At 66.1% G+C, this 17,016-nt stretch carries 19 protein-coding genes and 1 tRNA gene; 14 read left to right on the top strand and 6 right to left on the bottom strand.

The window, feature by feature from the left end; all coding sequences use genetic code 11:
• The first annotated feature begins 39 nt into the window (after nt 1–39).
• From RAD10_RS01880 to RAD10_RS01865, 4 genes are all read left to right on the top strand, one after another.
• Nucleotides 40–372: a PAS domain S-box protein gene (locus tag RAD10_RS01880; protein WP_461616097.1), complete on the top strand. Its 333-nt coding sequence runs from the start codon at nt 40–42 to the stop codon at nt 370–372.
• Complete coding sequence (locus tag RAD10_RS01875; RefSeq protein ID WP_461616096.1) at nt 369–560, top strand: PAS domain S-box protein; 192 nt, start codon at nt 369–371, stop codon at nt 558–560. The genes RAD10_RS01880 and RAD10_RS01875 overlap by 4 nt, the downstream gene beginning before the upstream one ends.
• A gap of 107 nt (nt 561–667) precedes the next feature.
• On the top strand, nt 668–1,720 hold the full coding sequence (locus RAD10_RS01870) for a hypothetical protein (protein ID WP_461616095.1): 1,053 nt from the start codon (nt 668–670) through the stop codon (nt 1,718–1,720).
• 233 nt (nt 1,721–1,953) lie between these two features.
• Entirely contained in the window at nt 1,954–3,399 is a 1,446-nt protein-coding gene (locus tag RAD10_RS01865) for an MATE family efflux transporter (protein WP_461616094.1), read from the top strand.
• Here the strand turns inward: RAD10_RS01865 and RAD10_RS01860 are convergent.
• From RAD10_RS01860 to RAD10_RS01835, 6 genes are all read right to left on the bottom strand, one after another.
• On the bottom strand, nt 3,396–3,875 hold the full coding sequence (locus RAD10_RS01860) for a hypothetical protein (RefSeq protein ID WP_461616093.1): 480 nt from the start codon (nt 3,873–3,875) through the stop codon (nt 3,396–3,398). The genes RAD10_RS01865 and RAD10_RS01860 overlap by 4 nt on opposite strands.
• A 129-nt stretch (nt 3,876–4,004) precedes the next feature.
• Nucleotides 4,005–4,406 carry an SRPBCC family protein gene (locus tag RAD10_RS01855; RefSeq protein ID WP_461616092.1) on the bottom strand — a complete coding sequence of 134 codons (402 nt, stop codon included), beginning with the start codon at nt 4,404–4,406 and terminating at the stop codon, nt 4,005–4,007.
• Nucleotides 4,407–4,566: 160 nt separating this feature from the next.
• Nucleotides 4,567–4,926 carry a VOC family protein gene (locus RAD10_RS01850; RefSeq protein ID WP_461616091.1) on the bottom strand — a complete coding sequence of 120 codons (360 nt, stop codon included), beginning with the start codon at nt 4,924–4,926 and terminating at the stop codon, nt 4,567–4,569.
• A gap of 104 nt (nt 4,927–5,030) precedes the next feature.
• Entirely contained in the window at nt 5,031–5,390 is a 360-nt protein-coding gene (locus tag RAD10_RS01845) for an SdpI family protein (protein ID WP_461616090.1), read from the bottom strand.
• 130 nt (nt 5,391–5,520) lie between these two features.
• A complete protein-coding gene (locus RAD10_RS01840) occupies nt 5,521–6,360 on the bottom strand; it encodes a helix-turn-helix transcriptional regulator (RefSeq protein WP_461616089.1) in 840 nt (279 codons plus the stop codon).
• 92 nt (nt 6,361–6,452) lie between these two features.
• Nucleotides 6,453–7,031 carry a methylated-DNA--[protein]-cysteine S-methyltransferase gene (locus RAD10_RS01835; RefSeq protein WP_461616088.1) on the bottom strand — a complete coding sequence of 193 codons (579 nt, stop codon included), beginning with the start codon at nt 7,029–7,031 and terminating at the stop codon, nt 6,453–6,455.
• 175 nt (nt 7,032–7,206) lie between these two features.
• Between RAD10_RS01835 and RAD10_RS01830 the strand changes: the two genes are divergently transcribed.
• The 10 genes from RAD10_RS01830 to RAD10_RS01785 all read left to right on the top strand — a co-directional run bounded on the left by RAD10_RS01830 (nt 7,207) and on the right by RAD10_RS01785 (nt 16,959).
• Nucleotides 7,207–7,280: transfer RNA gene (locus tag RAD10_RS01830), tRNA-Gly, on the top strand.
• A 186-nt stretch (nt 7,281–7,466) separates the two neighbouring features.
• Nucleotides 7,467–8,048 (top strand): helix-turn-helix domain-containing protein, encoded by a 582-nt coding sequence (locus RAD10_RS01825; protein WP_271609651.1) that lies wholly within the window; start codon nt 7,467–7,469, stop codon nt 8,046–8,048.
• Between the two features lie 147 nt (nt 8,049–8,195).
• Nucleotides 8,196–9,284 (top strand): LacI family DNA-binding transcriptional regulator, encoded by a 1,089-nt coding sequence (locus RAD10_RS01820; RefSeq protein WP_461616087.1) that lies wholly within the window; start codon nt 8,196–8,198, stop codon nt 9,282–9,284.
• 81 nt (nt 9,285–9,365) lie between these two features.
• Complete coding sequence (gene xylB / locus RAD10_RS01815; protein WP_461616086.1) at nt 9,366–10,820, top strand: xylulokinase; 1,455 nt, start codon at nt 9,366–9,368, stop codon at nt 10,818–10,820.
• A complete protein-coding gene (gene xylA, locus RAD10_RS01810; protein WP_461616085.1) occupies nt 10,821–12,143 on the top strand; it encodes a xylose isomerase in 1,323 nt (440 codons plus the stop codon).
• Between the two features lie 12 nt (nt 12,144–12,155).
• A complete protein-coding gene (locus RAD10_RS01805; protein WP_271592814.1) occupies nt 12,156–12,914 on the top strand; it encodes an ATP-binding cassette domain-containing protein in 759 nt (252 codons plus the stop codon).
• Nucleotides 12,914–13,996, top strand: a complete 1,083-nt coding sequence (locus RAD10_RS01800) for an ABC transporter permease (protein ID WP_461616084.1) — start codon at nt 12,914–12,916, stop codon at nt 13,994–13,996. Before RAD10_RS01805 ends, RAD10_RS01800 begins: the two co-directional genes overlap by 1 nt.
• A gap of 95 nt (nt 13,997–14,091) precedes the next feature.
• A complete protein-coding gene (locus RAD10_RS01795; protein WP_038973213.1) occupies nt 14,092–15,024 on the top strand; it encodes a sugar-binding protein in 933 nt (310 codons plus the stop codon).
• 102 nt (nt 15,025–15,126) lie between these two features.
• On the top strand, nt 15,127–16,104 hold the full coding sequence (locus tag RAD10_RS01790; protein WP_461616568.1) for an aldo/keto reductase: 978 nt from the start codon (nt 15,127–15,129) through the stop codon (nt 16,102–16,104).
• Between the two features lie 3 nt (nt 16,105–16,107).
• Nucleotides 16,108–16,959, top strand: a complete 852-nt coding sequence (locus RAD10_RS01785; RefSeq protein ID WP_461616083.1) for an amidohydrolase family protein — start codon at nt 16,108–16,110, stop codon at nt 16,957–16,959.
• Nucleotides 16,960–17,016: the final 57 nt, after the last annotated feature.

Below are 17,016 nucleotides of genomic sequence, written 5' to 3'. Positions count from 1 at the left end.
GGCTTGACCGGGGCATCCAGTACGCCGCGGCCTGTCGATTTGATCACTGCCGTCTCGGAGTACTGGATCGCCCGATCAAGTCGGGCGATGACACCGAATGTGTGTCGGGATGTGCAATCATTCGGAGTGATGCAAGGTGGTGACATGACCAACGAATCCGAACTCGACGCAAAGATTGTCGAAGACGTCGCGGATGCGCTGATCTATTCGGATCGCTCCGGCACGATCATGCGGTGGAACCGCGCAGCGGCGGCGCTGTTCGGCTTCTCCGCTCCGGAAGCGCTCGGCCAGAATCTCGATCTGATCATTCCCGAACACCTGCGCGCCGCGCACTGGAAGGGCTTGAAGCTGCGCTGGCCAGCGGCCGTATGAAGCTTGCGGGCAGGCCGACACTGACCCGCGCGCTGCACAAGAGCGGGCGCAAGCTCTACATCGAGATGACCTTCGCGCTGGTGCGGGATTCCGGCGGCAATGTTCTGGGATCGGTCGCGATGGCGCGCGATGTCACCGAACGGGTCGAGCGAGAGCGCGCGGCCAAGACGCCACCGCAAACTTCGTGATGCGGAATTGGCGAGCGCCCGCGCAGGGCGCTCTGCACGGGCGTCATGTTGCTTGCCGAAAGCTGCGATGACACACTCGATCGCAACAACGATCGGGAGCGAAACGAATGACCGCCGCAGCTGACGCCGCGCAGGAAGCCCAATGGAAGCGCTGGCGTGCGGTCGCCGACCTCTACCACGCCTATTTCACCGGCCTCATCCTCACCGTCGTCACGCGGCGCGGCACCGCGGATGCCGCCGAGTTCGTCTTCCGCGTGTTCCGGCGTCAGCAGCAGGAGCGCTTCCTGCCCGGGCTTGGGAAGCTGGGAATCGATCATCTGCCGCCGGCGGTGGCGGCCGCGCAATATCACTATCTCTCGAACTGGATCGGCGGCGTGCATGTCGAATACATGTATGAGAGCGACGCCAAGGCCTGGATCCGCTATCCGCCGCCGCGCTGGATCTGGAAGGGCACCGCGATCTGCGGCGTGCCGGGCGAGGTCTCGCGCGCGATGCTGCGGGGATGGCACGCCAACAACGGCGTCGCGCTCGGCGATCTCAGGCTCGGCTTCGTCTGCACCAAGCAGAGCGTCGACGGCCAGGATGGGCTGGAAGGCTATTATTGCCAATACGATCATCCGCTAGAACTCGATCAGCGCCTGGTGTTCGCGCGGCATCTGGAAGCGCCGCTGTTCGACGCGAAGGCTGCGCCGGCTCTGCCGGTCGCGAGCTGGCCAAAGCCGCGACTGGAAAAGGCCTATCGCAACTATGCGATGGAGTATGTGCGCACGGCGGCGCCCGTGATGGTGCAGCTGTTTGGCCCGGAAGACGCCGGCTATCTGCTGCACCTCACCGGCAAGCTGATCGGGATGCAATATTTCGACGAGGTCGCGGCCGCGCTGGCGATGAGCCGCGGCGGCGCGAGCGAATTCGCATCGTTCCTGAGCGCGCTGTTCGCGGCGCAGGATGACGCCGCCGAAATGAAGCAATCCGAAGGCACGTTCGAACTCCGCCAGCAGAGCTGGAAGCTGATGGACGACGTTGCCGATTATCACCCCGCCTGCGCCAGGGTGCTGGAGGGATTGTTCGAAGGCCTGGCTGCGGGATGCGGGCGGCATATCGGCGTGCGCATGCGCGCTGCTGCTGGCGGCCGTCCGCCGCTGGTTTGGGCCGTGGAATAGGCGATGGCGCCGCCGCGCACTTCGCCTCTCCCCGCATGCGGGGAGAGGGAGAACAACAGCCGCAATTTCACGGGCTGAAATGCGCTGCCGCAGGGCACGCCTGCAGCTAGCGCAGGAGCAATCGCTGCGGGCCGTGCTAACAAACCTCTCGCCGCGCCTTCTGCGCGAAGAAAATAATTGGCACACCAACGCATTGCCGCGCCGCAAATGGCGCCCCGTGCCCCGGAGAGGACATGTCCGACATCGCCGAAATCCCGGTCGATGAGCAAGAGCGTCCGCTGCCGCCGCCCCCGCCGCCGGTGCGAAGCGCGCTTGTAGACGGGCCGATCCTGCGCACGCTGCTCTCCCTCGCCTGGCCCAACGTGATCGCGCTCTCGGCCGGCACCTGTACGGTGATCGCGGAGACCTCCTATATCGGCCGGCTCGGCGTCGAGGCGCTGGCGGCGATGGCGCTGGTGTTTCCGACGATCATTCTGACCATGACGATGTCGGGCGGCGCCATGGGTGGTGCGGTGGCTTCCGCCATTGCCCGCGCGCTCGGTGCCGGCGATCGCGAACGCGCCGCCACGCTCGCCGCGCATGCGATCCTGATCGGCATCAGCTTCGGCCTCGTCTTCATGCTGGGCATGCTGATCTTCGGGCCGCGGGTGCTGGAAATGCTCGGCGGCCGCGGCGACGTGCTGACCCACGCTGTCGCCTACACGCAGGTTTTTTTCGGCGGCGCCGTGCTGCCCTGGCTGCTCAACACCATGGCCGGCGTGCTGCGTGGCACCGGCAACATGAAGCTGCCGTCGTTCCTCATCCTCAACTCGGCGGCCTGGCAGATCGTGCTCGGCGGCACGCTCGGCCTCGGGCTCGGGCCGGTGCCGCAGCTCGGCATGCGCGGCGTCGCGGCCGGCGCGCTGATCGCCTATTCCATGAATATCTGCATCATGGGCTGGTACCTGTTCTCCGGCCGCGCCCGGGTTACACCGAAGCTGCGCGGCCTGCGGATTCAGTGGGCGATGTTTTTCGACATCCTGAAGGTCGGCGCCATCGCCTGCTTCTCGCCGCTGCAATCGGTGCTGACGATCTCGATCTTCACCCACATGCTGGCGAAGTTCGGCACCACGATCCTCGCCGGCTACGGCATCGGCGCGCGGCTCGAATTTTTGCTGACCTCGATCGCGTTCTCGTTCGGCATCGCCTGCGTGCCGATGGTGGGGATGGCGATCGGCGCAGGCAACATCGCGCGTGCACGGCGCGTCGCCTGGATCGCCAGTGCTGCCGCCTTCATGGCCGTCGGCGCGCCGGCCTGCGTCGTTGCGATGTTTCCCGATCTCTGGATCAACATCTTCACCGACAGCGCGGCCGTGCGCGCGGCGAGCCATCAATATCTCTCGACGGTCGGACCGTTCTACGCCTTTTTCGGCATTGCCACGACGATGTACTTCTCGTCGCAAGGCGCGGCCAAGGTGATCGGGCCGGTGCTGGCGCAGACGGCGCGGCTGATCTACATCTCGACGGCCGGCTGGTGGCTGTCGACGCACGATGCGACCGCGCAGAGCTTTTTCTGGCTGGCCGCAAGCTCGATGGTCGTGCTCGGCCTGCTCTCATTCTCCAGCGTGGTGCTGACGCGCTGGGGACCGCGCGCGAGCAAGGCTGCGATCAGGCCGGCTCTCTCGGGCGTCGCCGATTAGCGATGCCTGTGGCGGCGATGGCCACCGCCGCCGACATTGGCGAGCCGCATCAGTTGCGGGATCATCGCCATCATGTCGCCGCCTCCGGCGCCGCCGATCATGCCCATGATGTCGCCGCCACCAACGCCGCCATAACCGGCCGGCATGGTGCCGCCGCCCATCGGAGTGTAGCCGCCGTAATTGGGTGCGCCGAAGCCGCCGCCGAGATTGCCGCCGCCCATCATGCCACCAAGCCCTCCGCCGCCATTCTCCATCATGCGGCTCATCATCGGGCCCATGGTCTGCATCATCATGGCGAAGCGGCGCTTGCCCATCTTCGCCTTCATCATCTCCAGCATCGGCGCCATCTGGGTCATCATGTCCTCGCCGCCGGCACCTCCGCCGCCGAAGAACTGCGCCTTCGCCGGCGAGCTCGCGACTGAAAACAGCAGCAGCACGGCGGCCGCCTGGCAAATCACCTTGTCCGCACCTCGCATGGCATGCTCCTCGCGTCTCGTGGCGCCGCCGGGAGAGCGGAGCCAACCGGACGCACGCCGCGATGGTTACGGCTGGCGAGGGCGGAGCTCTGTGAGAAAACTCACAGAGCCGCAGCGCGTGGACCGCCGCTAGGCTGCAGCGGGCGGAAACGCCTTATGTATCGCAACGACGGCGTCCTTGGTCTGGCCCTGGACGTAGGCTTCGAGCTCGTTCGGCAGCATGTCGATGATCCACACCAAGCGGCTTCTCCGCTCGCCGTCGGCGATCACCTGCACCGAGGCGCTGTAATGCTGCAGCCGCTCGTTGTTGATGGCATAGACGAGGCGCTGCCGCGCGTCGTTGCAATCGACCAGCACCTCGCGCGCCACCGAGCCGTTGGCGAAGGTGACGATACGCGCATCGCCGTCGAGCGTGCAGGCAGTGACGAAGCCGGGTGCCAGCCGTTCATGCAGCGCGCCGAAATCGCGCACCGCATCCCAGACGTCGCGCGCCGGGGCGTTGATGGAGATGTCGTTGTGGATGGAGGCCATGGTGTTTCCTCAAAAACAGTTTTGTAGGGTGGGCAAAGGCGCGTAGCGCCGTGCCCACCATTTGGATTGACGGGGACAGTTGGTGGGCACGCTTCCGCCTTCGCTCTTCGAGCTACGTCGGACAAGTCGCTTTGCCCACCCTACGAGATCTCGCTAGCGCTCAGGCACAAACCGCCTCGACATTGTTGCCATCAGGATCGATCAGGAACGCCGCGTAATAGGTCGGGCTGTAATCCTTGCGCGGCCCGGCGCCGCCATTGTCGCGGCCGCCGCTCTTCAGACCTTCGCTGTGGAACGCCTTGACCGCGTCATGATTTCCGGCGCGGAACGCGATGTGCGCGCCGTCGGCCTTACGGCCCTTGTTCAGGTGCAGCCACAGGGCAGGCTCGCCCTTCGGCCCGAAACCCGCATAGCCGTCGCCGCTGGAGCACAGGACGTAACCGAGCGGCGCCAGCACCGCGGTGTAGAAGCGCGTCGCGGCGTCGAGATCGGCAACGCGAAGCCCGATGTGGTCGTACATGGTCGTCTCCATTTGCAAAGCGCGCCGAAGATGGCGCGCGCCGGAGACAACCCTAGTCGGGGTGAGGCGGGCGGCTCTTGGAGAATCTTGCGCTTGGCAGCCGGCTAATTCGCCGGCACCTCCGACTGCCACCGGATCACCCGTTTCAGGTGATAGACGTGAACCCACATGTTCGTTCCGATCACGCTGACTGTTGCGACGATCAGGGCCGTGAGCTTCTGCGGGTCATGAAGGGCGAGGACGAGCAGGAACGCGGACAGGGCGGCCGTGACGCCGAAGCTGAACCAGAGCCCGATGAGGCGTGGTGCAAACCAGGCCGGTTCCCCGTCGGTGCCCCACTGCATCGGAATCCTGCGCGAGGTGATCTGGCGGCCATAATAGACGGCACAGCCGGCGATGAAGGCAAGACCAACGGCAAGCGCGATCAGTGTGGCCGCAATCACATCACTCGGGGCACTGTTCATCTGCCGGGTCGCCGCACTCAAAGAGCGTTGATTCGCTCTTTGGTTGTAATATCGCGCGGCGTGCCGCAAGCCCAGTACGACGCGCCCATCTGGTCAACAGACTATTACCCCACCATGCGGCCGACCTGTCTCAGTTGAGGACGAGGCGTTCGGCGAAGACGCTGCGCTCCCCGCGCGAGGCCTGGCGGAATTTGGTCGGCGATACGCCGGCAGCGCGGTGGAAGGTGCGGACGAAGTTGGAGAGATCGCCGAAGCCGACGTCATAGGCGACATCGGTGACCGCGATGTCGTCATCCGTGAGCAGCCGCGCTGCGTGCCGCAGCCGCGAGCGCACCAGATATTGATGCGGGGTGACGCCGAGCACGCTCGAGAACAGCCGCAGGAAATGGAACGGGCTGAGGCCCGCCTGCTTTGCGGCCTGTTCGAGATCGACCTCGGCATGCGAGTTGTCGTCGATCCAAAGTGCGGCCTCGACCGCGCGGCGGCGGTCGCGCGCGGTGGGGGTGGCCGGCTTGCGCGCCTTGCCCGAAACGACGTCGACAAAACGGCCGGCCAGGATCTGACCGACCTCGTCCAGGCCGATATCGCTGTTGCCATCTGCCGCCGTCTGGGCGAGCTCGCCCAGCACCATCAATTCGGGCAGCGGCGGCGTTGCGCCGACCTGCCAGACCTCGCCCCGCCCGCCGAGGGCATCGACCATATCCGCGCTGAGGAAGAACGACAGGCAGACATCGCCGCTGACATGCTCATGCGTGCAGGTGTATTCCTCGCCGGGCGCGCCGACCAGCATCGAGCCCGCCACCAGTTCGAAGAAACCGGCCCGGCAATGGCAGCCAAAGCTGCCCGAGCGGACATAGGCGATGGAATGCCCGGTGCGGCATTCGGCAAATGGCGTATCGCCCGGTCCCGCGTCGCAGCGAAACTCGGAAACGATCATCGATTGTGACGTCAGCAGTGTGGTGGCATCCATGCCGCCTTATCTAGGCATGAACCGGACAAGTGTGTAGCGGTTGTCCGAGAAGATCATGCCCAAAAAAGCTGAGGTGCGACCATGATCGCGCCTTAGCTAGGCGGGCGGGGCGGAGCAACGGGCAGCAGCACCTCGAACAGCGTCTTGCTGGCGACGGGATGGGCGCCCTCCAGCGCCAGCAGCCGCCGTTTGGAGATCACCCCGCCGTAAGGCGAGAGCCGATCGGTGTAATTGCCGGCCTCCAGCATGCGGTGGCAGGGCACGATCAGCATGTAGGGATTCTTGGCGATCGCCTGTGCCACCGAATGTGCCGCGCCCGAGGCGCCCAGCGCCTTGGCGACCTCGTGATAGGTGCGTGTCTCCCCGCGCGGAATGGAGCAGGCGAACTCATAGACTCGGCGGTTGAAGCCGGGCACGCCGCCGGCATCCAGGCTGACCTCGGAAAAATCGGGATCGTTGCCCTGCAGCAGGCTCACGATGCCGTCGATCGCAAGCTCGGCATTGTCGGAGGGGCGCTGCTCGCGCGCCTCGGGATGGATCGCAAAGATGCGGCGGCGGGTGTCGATCTCCCGCGCCTCCGGCAATTGCACGGCCATCACGCCGGTGTCGCTCCAGATGATGCCGCAGCGCCCGATCGCCGTGTCGAATATCGTATAGCCACGCCCCACCATGCACACGCCCCACTCAGTGCACGTCTCTCCCCAGACACGAGATCATAACACTGCCACAATCCGGCGCACGTGGAATCTTATCAGGACGTTAATAACCGGCCGGCTGGCTGCGCCAAACCGCTTGGCGGGAGGCGCCGTCTCGGCTAATCAGGACGGGCGCGCAAGCCGCGCATAAGCGGGCGTAGTTCAATGGTAGAACGGCAGCTTCCCAAGCTGCATACGAGGGTTCGATTCCCTTCGCCCGCTCCAAGCTCCCCGATTGAATGTCCATTGCGACCGGACTTGCAGGCGCCAATGCATATTCGCGCGGGTCTGAGATTCCAATATATTAGCTGCTCTCGTCCGGTCTAAACTTTCCATTGGCCTAAGCTCCGCCCATCCCCGGGGCGGCCCTTGCGCCGGGCAGCGCTTGGATGAAGGCCAGGATCGCGAAAAATGGACCAGCAGAAACTCGACCGCGCGATCGGTCGCCGCCTGAAGACGCTGAGGACTCAGGCGGGCATGACGTTGAACGAGCTCGCGGCGCGGTCCGGCGTCAGCCGTGCCATGATCGGGCGAGTGGAGCGGGCGCAGAGCAGTGCGACGGCTGCGCTGCTCGGAAGACTCTGCGCGGCGCTCGACGTGTCGCTCAGCGATGTCGTCGCGCTCGCCGAGAAGCCGCCGGAGCGGTTGGTGCGGCTTGCCGACCAGCCGCACTGGCGCGATCCCGACAGCGGCTATCGCCGGCGGCACGCCTCGCCGACGGATGCGGCCAGCGGCATCGAGATCATTGTCGTCGATTTGCCGGCCGGCGCGCGGGTGCCATACAGCCCCTGGGGCCGTAACGCCTTTACCCAGCAGCTGCTGATGCTGGAAGGCGCGATCGCCGTGCACATCGACGCCAAGGCGGTGCGCCTGCGCGAAGGCGACTGCCTGGATTTCGACGTGATGCGCGCGGTGATCTTCGAGAACGAAACCAAGCAGGACGCACGCTACGTCATCATCACGCGGCGCGGCGCCTCCTACGGGAAGATGTGAGATCAGAGCAGGCCTGTCATGGCCTGTCGACAAGTCCATCAATGCTCAGGCCGGTTGCGGGAGCGCTTGGACCTGTTCGCCGACCCAGGAGCTCACCGGCCTCAAAATGAGTTGCGTACCTCAAAACACCTCTGCTAACCTTCAGCGATGGCCGATACCCTCACCGCGACCGCGCTGACGCTGAAGGACATCGCCCGCGAGGCGGGCGTCAGCCTCGCGACCGTGGACCGCGTGCTGCACAACCGCCCTGGGGTGCGGCCGGACACGGTGCGGCGCGTCCAGGCGGCGATCGAGCGCAACGCGTTCCAGCCGCACGTCGCCGCCGCGGAGCTCGCCCGCGGCCGCGCCCGCCGCTTTGCCTTCGTGATGCCGTCGGGGCCGAACCCGTTCATGCAGCAGATCGAGGCCTATCTCGGCGAGATGTCGGCCTGGCTCACGGTTCGCCGCCTCAATGTCGAGATGGTCGCGACCGACGTGTTTGATCCCTCGGTGCTCGCAGGCACGCTGGAGGCGCTGTCGGGCGATTACGACGGCGTCGCTGTAGTGGCGTTGGATCATCCGGGCGTCCGCGCCGCGATCAACGATCTCGTCGATGCCGGCACCAAGGTGGTGACGCTGGTTTCGGACGTGCCGTCCTCGCGCCGCCACCATTATGTCGGCATTGACAACATTGCCGCGGGGCGCACCGCCGGCGCGCTGGTCGGGCGGCTGGCCGGTCAAAAGTCCGGCAAGGTCGCGATCGTCGCGGGCTCGCAGGGCCTGCGCGACCATGCCGAGCGCATCTTCGGCTTCAACCAGGTGATGGCGTCGGAATTCCCAGGGCTCAGCGTGCTGCCGGTGCTGGAAGGGCGCGACGAGGACGATCGTTCGGAACAGGTGCTGGCACGGCTGCTCGGCAAGCATGCTGACATCGTCGGCCTTTATAACGTCGGCGCGGGCACGCAAGGCGTCGCCAAGGCCTTGAATGACAAGGCCTTGAATGACAAGGCCCTGAGTGACAAGGCGTTGAGCGATGCCGGCCGCGACAAGCAGGTCGTGTTCGTCGGTCATGACGTCACCGTGCTGACGCGCCGGCTGCTGCTGCAGGGCGTGATGGATGCCGCGATCTCGCAGAACCCCGGACACGAAGCGCGCGCCGCGGTGCGCGTGCTGCTCGCGCTCGCCCGCGGCGAGCCGATCCTGCGCGAACAGGAGAAGATCAGGATCGACATCGTGATGCGGGACAATCTGCCTTAGCGGCAGTGGATATCGAACGGGCCGTGGCGGAGAGCGTGACGTCAAGATCGCGCCTCGCAAAAGGGCAAAGAGGAGGACGATTTGTATCTCGGACTGGACATCGGCACATCCGGTGTGAAAGCGGTGCTCGTGAGCGAAGCCGGCGCGATCCTCGCGACGGCGGCGCGCGAGCTCGCGCTGTCGCATCCGGCGCCGCTGTGGTCCGAGCAGGATCCCGATTCCTGGGTCGACGCGGCCATCAGTGCGGTCGACGATCTCGCCGCCCGCCATCCACGCGAGGTCACGCGGGTCCGCGGCATCGGCCTGTCGGGCCAGATGCATGGCGCGACGCTGCTCGACGAGGACGGCCGGCCGCTGCGTCCGGCGATCCTCTGGAACGACGGCCGCTCGCAGGCCGAATGCGCCGTGCTGGAGCAGCGTTGCCCGTCGCTGCACGCGATTGCCGGCAATCTCGCGATGCCCGGTTTCACCGCCCCGAAGCTGTTGTGGGTCGCGCGGCATGAGCCAAAAATCTTCGCGCGCGTCGCAAAGGTGCTGCTGCCGAAGGCTTATGTGCGCTATCGCCTGACCGGCGAGATGATCGAGGATATGTCGGATGCGGCCGGCACGCTGTGGCTCGATGTCGGTCTGCGCCGCTGGTCGCCCCTGCTGCTGCATGCCACCGGGCTCGATCTCCACCACATGCCGCGCCTCGTCGAGGGCAGCGAGGCGAGCGCCATGCTCGCGCCGGAACTCGCGCAGCGCTGGGGCATGGCGAAAGATGTCGTTGTCGCCGGGGGCGCCGGCGATAACGCCGCGAGCGCGATCGGGCTCGGCGCGATCGCGCCGGGCGATGCGTTCCTGTCGCTGGGAACGTCCGGCGTGGTGTTCCGCGTCACCGATCGGTTCGCGCCGGCGCCAGCCTCGGCGGTGCATGCGTTCTGCCACGCGCTGCCCGGCCTCTGGCACCAGATGGGCGTGATGCTTTCGGCAGCGGCCTCGCTGGCCTGGCTCGCCGGTGTGATGGAGGCACCGGCCGCAGCGCTGCTGGCGCCGCTCGGCGAGCGCGTCGATGGGCCGAGCCCGATCCAATTCCTGCCCTATCTCGACGGCGAGCGCACGCCGCACAACGATGCCGCAGCCAGCGGCGCCTTCGTCGGCCTGCGCGGTGCGACCGGGCGGACGCAGATCGTGCAGGCCGTGCTCGAAGGCGTCGCCTTTGCCGCGCGCGACAATCTGGCGGCGCTGAGCGCGGCGAGCGGGCCTGTTGCCGAGCTCGATCTCGTCGGCGGCGGCTCGCGCTCGCCGCTGTGGGCGCAGATCTGCGCCGATGTGCTCGGCATTCCCGTCCATCGCATCGAGGAAGGCGAGGTGGGGGCGGCCCTCGGCGCCTCCAGGCTAGGCCGGCTCGCTGTGACCGGCGAGAGACCCGCAGCGGTCTGCACCCGCCCGCGGCGGCTCGCGAGCTTCACGCCCTGCGCATCCGTCACCGAGGCCTATGACGAGGCCTATCGGCGATGGCGCGAGCTTTATCCCGCATTGAAGGAGTGCTCTTAAGTGAACGCGTCAGCCAAATTCTTCGATGCGACTACACCTGTCGCTTTCGCCGGCAAGGATGCGGGACAGGCGCCCGCGTTCCGCTGGTACGACAAGGACCGCCTCGTGCACGGCCGCAGGCTGGAGGATCATCTGCGCTTTGCGGTCTGCTATTGGCATTCGCTGTGCTGGCCGGGCGGTGACCCCTTCGGCGGCGAGACGTTCCTGAGGCCGTGGCACCAGGGCGGTGACGCGATGGCGCAGGCGCGGGCCAAGGCCGACGTCGCCTTCGAGCTGTTCCGCCTGCTCGACGTGCCGTTCTTCACCTTCCACGACGTCGATGCAGCGCCGGAAGGTGGCTCGCTCGCGGAATCCGTCGCCAATCTCAATGCGATTGCCGATCTGTTCGAGGCGAAGATGGCCGCGAGCAAGGTGCGCCTGCTCTGGGGTACCGCCAATCTGTTCACGCACCGCCGCTACATGGCGGGCGCGGCGACCAATCCGGACCCGGACATCTTCACCTATGCCGCCGGCCAGGTCCGCGCCGCGCTGGAGGTGACGCACCGGCTCGGCGGCCAGAACTACGTGCTGTGGGGTGGGCGCGAGGGCTACGAGACGCTGCTCAACACCGATCTCAAGCGCGAGCTCGACCAGCTCGGCCGCTTCATCTCGCTGGTGGTCGAGCACAAGCACAGAATAGGCTTCAAGGGGCCGATCCTGATCGAGCCGAAGCCCAAGGAGCCGACCAAGCATCAATATGATTTCGATGTCGCCACCTGCTACGGCTTCCTTGCGCGCTATGACCTCTTGAAGGACGTCAAGCTCAACATCGAGCAGAACCACGCCATCCTCGCCGGTCACTCCTTCCACCATGAGGTCGCGCTCGCGGAGGCACTCGGCGTGTTCGGCTCGCTCGATATCAACCGCGGCGACGATCTGCTCGGTTGGGACACCGACCAGTTCGCGATGAACGTGCCGGAGCTCGCCCTGGTGTTTCACGAGATCCTGAACCGTGGCGGCTTCACCACGGGCGGGCTCAATTTCGACGCCAAGATCCGGCGGCAGTCGATCGACCCGGACGATCTGATCCACGCCCATGTCGGCTCGATGGATGCCTGCGCGCGCGCGTTCCTTGCCGCCGCCGACATGGTCGATGCCGGCGCCCTCACGGCGCCGCTCACCGAGCGTTACGAGGGATGGGCCGGCACCGAGGGCCGCGCCATTCTCGGTGGCCAACGTTCGCTTGCCGATCTCGCCGACCGCGCGCTCCGTCCCGGCTTCGACCCGCAGCCGCGCTCGGGCCGGCAGGAATATCTGGAATCCCTGGTCAACCGCTATGTCTGAGCGAGGCTGCTGATGGCAAACGCTGACGCGACACCGGTCCTCGAGCTGACCGGCATCGGCAAGGAGTTCGGCGCGATCCGCGCGCTGCATGGCGTCGACATGCAGGTCATGCCGGGCGAGGTGGTCGGCCTGATGGGCGACAACGGTGCCGGCAAGTCGACGCTGGTCAAGATCATCGCCGGCAATTTCCGCCCCAGCCACGGCGAGATCCGCTTCGCCGGCAACGCGGTCCATTTCAGCCGGCCGGTCGATGCCCGTGCCGTCGGCATCGAGGTCGTCTACCAGGACCTCGCGCTGTCGGACAATCTCACGGCGGCGGCCAACGTGTTCCTCGGCCGCGAGCTGAAGCGCAGGTTCGGGCCCATCGCATTGCTCGACCACAAGGCGATGGCGGCGCGCGCGCTGGAATTGTTCGGCGAGCTGCGCTCGGAGACGCGCCCCGACGATCTCGTCAAGCAGATGTCGGGCGGCCAGCGCCAGGCGGTCGCGATCGCGCGGACGCGGCTCTCCAATGCGCGGCTGGTGATGATGGACGAGCCGACCGCCGCGATCTCGGTGCGCCAGGTCGAGCAGGTGCTCGGCTTGATTCACCGGCTGAAGGAGCAGGGCGTCGCAGTGATGCTGATCTCGCACCGTATGCCGGATGTGTTCGCGGTCTGCGATCGCGTGATCGTCATGCGCCGCGGCGAGAAGCGCGCCGACAAGCCGATCCACCAGACCTCGCCAGAGGAAGTCACCGCGCTCATCACCGGCGCGAAGGAGGCGGCGTGATGGCCATGCCCATGGAATCCCCGATCAGCTTCACCAATGTCGGCCGGATCAGATGGTGGCAGCGCGGCATCTTCGCCTCCCAGACCGGCTATGTGCTGCTCGCGCTCGCGGTGCTGCTGGTGATCATGCATTTCGCCAGCCCGTATTTCTTCACCGAAGGCAACATGCAGAACGTGGCGAAGAATTTTTCCTTCATCGCCATCGCGACGCTCGGCGTCACCTTCGTGATCATCACCGGCGGTATCGATCTGTCGGTGGGATCGATGATGTGCTTCTCGGCCATGATCACCTCGATGGTGATGACCGAGCTGTCGGCGCCCGGCTCGCCGGCGGGCGCGCTGTTCGTGCATCTGGCGGCCGACGGCAAGACCGTAATTGCCAACGTGCCGGGCCTGATCCTGCTGGTCTCGATCCTCGCCGGCCTCGGCGTCGCGCTGATCGCGGGGCTCGTCAACGGTTTCTGCATCGCGGTGCTCGGCCTGTCGCCCTTCGTCACCACGCTCGGCATGCTCTCGATCGTGCGCGGGCTCGGCTATGTCGTCTCCAACGGCCGCGGCAGCTTTCCGGGCGGGCCCGATGCCGATCGTTTCTACGCGCTCACGTCGGGCGACGTGCTCGGCGTGCCCGTGCCTTTCATTTATCTCGTGATTCTCGCGCTGACGATGGCCGTGGTCCTGCATCACACCTCGTTCGGCCGCCACGTCTTCGCGCTCGGTGGCAACGAGAAAGCCGCTGAATTGACCGGCATTCCGGTCGTGCGGGTGAAGATCGAGGTCTATGTGATCTGCGCGCTCGCAGCCGGCCTCCAGGGCATAATCATCTCCGGCTGGCTCGGATCGGCGCCCGCCAACATGGCGACGTCCTACGAGCTCAACGTGATCGCGGCGGCCGTCATCGGCGGCGCAAACCTCGCCGGCGGCATCGGCGGTCCGCTCGGGGCCATCGTCGGCTGCGTGCTGCTGGAGGTGATCCGCAACGGCCTCGTGCTGGCGCAGGTCTCCTCCTACTGGCAGCAGACGCTGGTGGGCGTGATCATCATCCTGGCCGTGCTGGTCGACCGCATCCGCTCGCGGATGAGCTGAAGGTGACGTCGTTCCGGGAAAACAACGAAGATGCCGCCTGTCCGCTTCCCGGACGTTTCAAAGAGGACGGGCGCCAGAGAAGGGTGGAGGAGACAATGAGGAAACTTCTTCTTGCCGGCATCGCCGTCGCAATGATGGCGACGCCGGCGTTGGCCGCGAACTACCGCTTCGTCATCGTGCCCAAGGCGATGAACAATCCGTTCTTCGACTTCGCGCGCGACGGCTGCCTGAAGCGCGCCAAGGAGCTCGGCAATATCGAGTGCATCTACAAGGGACCGGTCGAGCATGAGCCGGCGACGCAAGCCCAGATCATCCAGGACTTCGTCACCCAGAAGGTCGACGGCCTCGCCATCTCGGTGGCCGACGTCGCCGCCATGACCAAGTCGATCGAGGCGGCGACGGCCGCCGGCATTCCCGTCATCACCTTCGATGCCGACGCGCCGGGCTCCAAGCGCATCGCCTATATCGGCACCAACAACAAGGAGTTCGGCGTCGCGCTCGGCAAGCAGCTCGTGAAGATGCGCCCCGACGGTGGCAAATACGCCATGGTCTCGGGCGGCCCCGGCGCCAAGAACCTCGCCGAGCGTGTCGACGGCGTGCGCGAGGCGCTGAAGGGCTCGAAGTGGACGGAGGTCGCGGGCTCCCCGACCTTCTGCAACGACGATCCGGCACTCGCGGTCCAGCAGATGACCGACATGCGCACCGCGACACCCGATCTCGCCGCCATCGTGCCCATCGGCGGCTGGCCGATGTTCGCGCCCGAAGGCTTCAAGGCCTTCGCCAGCAGGAACAAGAAGGACATCGATTCCGGCAAGTTCACGCTGGTCGTCGCCGATACGCTGAAGATGCAGCTCGAGCTGCTGCGTGACGGCTACGCCAACGCGCTGGTCGGCCAGCGTCCGTTCGAGATGGGCGAGAAGGCGATGGACACGCTGCTCGCCATCAAGAAGGGCGAGAAGGTGCCGGAGATCGTCTACACCGGCCTCGATCTCGTCACCAAGGACAACGTCGCGCAGATGTTGAAGTAGGAGCGTCCGCCAGCCCCGCGCTCCTGCGTGCCTCCCCCGCTTGCGATTTTTGCAAGCGGGGGAGATGATCTGGACTGTTGGAATGAAGACAAGGCAATGGGAATGAAACGGTCGCGGCTAGGCTCGCTCGACGTCACTTCAATCGGTCTCGGTTCCGCCCCGCTCGGCGGATTGTTCAGCCCGGTCAGTGATGCCGATGCGGAAGCGACGATCGCGCGCGCCTGGTCGCTCGGGGTGCGATTCTTCGATACGGCGCCGCTCTACGGCTTCGGCCTCGCAGAACGGCGGCTTGGTGCTTTCCTGCGGCAACAGAAGCGCGAATCCTACGTGATCTCGACCAAGGTCGGTCGCCTGCTGCGCGCCCCTGATGGCGGCACCGCCGAGGACGAACACTACAAGGGCACGCCGCGCGAGCGGCCGGTGTTCGATTTCAGCCATGACGGCGTGCTGCGCTCGGTCGAGGAGAGCCTGGGGCGCCTTGGGCTGGACCGTGTCGATGTCCTCCTGGTGCATGATCCCGATGACCACTATGACGACGCCGTCGCTGGTGCCTTTCGCGCGCTCCAGCGCCTGCGCAGCGAGGGCACGGTGAAGGCGATCGGCGCCGGCATGAACCAGTCGGAGATGCCGGTGCGTTTCGCCGAGGCCGTACCGGTCGACTGTTTCCTGCTCGCCGGGCGCTACACGCTGCTCGATCAGGGGGCGCTGGATGCGCTGTTTCCGCTCTGCACGACAAAGAGCATCGGCATCCTGCTCGGCGGCATCTACAACAGCGGCATCCTGGCCAATCCGCACACCAGCGCGAAGTTCAACTATCAGGACGCCGATGCTTCACTGGTTGCGCGGGCACTCGAGCTCGACGCGCTCTGCCGCAAGCATGGCACCGAGCTGAAAGCCGCCGCGCTCCAGTTCTGCATGGCGCATCCGGCCGTCACGGTCGCCGTGATGGGCGCGCGCAACGCCGCGGAGGTTTCCGACAACATCGCGATGTCGGAGAGTGCGGTGCCGGCGGCCTTCTGGCAGGAACTGCTTGCACGAAACCTCGTCGATGCCCGCGCGCCGCTGCCGGGTGGGGCGTAGGACATGATCATCGACAGCCATCAGCACTTCTGGGACCCGGCGCGCGCCGACTATCCCTGGATGGCAGCGGATGAGCTGACGCCGATCCGCCGTGCCTTCGGTCCGGCCGATCTTGCACCGCTGCTAAAGGCGAACGGCATCGACGCCAGCATCGTGGTGCAATGCCGCTCTTCGCTAGAGGAGACCGAGGAATTCTTGCGCATTGCGCACGAAAATCCTTTCGTCGTTGGCGTGGTCGGCTGGGCTGATCTGACGGATGGTACGCTTGGCGAAACGCTTGATCGGCTTCGCGCTTCACGCGGCGGCGGCAAGCTGGTCGGCATTCGCCACCAGGTCCACGATGAAGCCGATCCCGATTGGCTGCTGCGCGAGGACGTCCAGCGCGGCCTCACCGCGGTGTTCGCCCACGATCTCGCCTATGATTGTCTCGTCCGCGCCCGCGAGCTGCCGTCGGCGATCGCCACCGCGCAGGCCTTTCCGCGAGCGCGCTTCGTGCTCGACCACGCCGCCAAGCCGCCGATCGCCGACGGCGGCAGCGACGAATGGGCCGATCGCATCAAGGCGATCGCGGCTTGCGAAAATGTCTGGTGCAAGATCTCCGGGCTGGCGACCGAAGCAGTCTGGAATGATTGGGATGCGGAGCGGCTGTTTCCGTTCGTCGCGCACGCCGCGAGGTGTTTCGGCGAGGACAGGCTGATCTTCGGCTCGGACTGGCCGGTGTGCCTGCTTGCGGGAAGCTATGGCGAGATCAAGAACGCGCTGGAGGCTTGTCTGGCGAAGCTTGGCCCGCAGCTGCGGGACAAGGCTTTTGGCGTGAATGCGACGCGGGCGTATCGGCTGGCGATGGCGCCTTAGCGCCTGAGCGCGCTCTTGCTTCCTGCCTCTCCTGGCAGAGCAGGAGAGGGGAAGCAG

The organism is Bradyrhizobium sp. 23AC, from assembly GCF_054863025.1.
The sequence above is the reverse complement of the archived record's forward strand: the minus strand, read 5'-3'. Positions and strand labels throughout refer to the sequence as shown.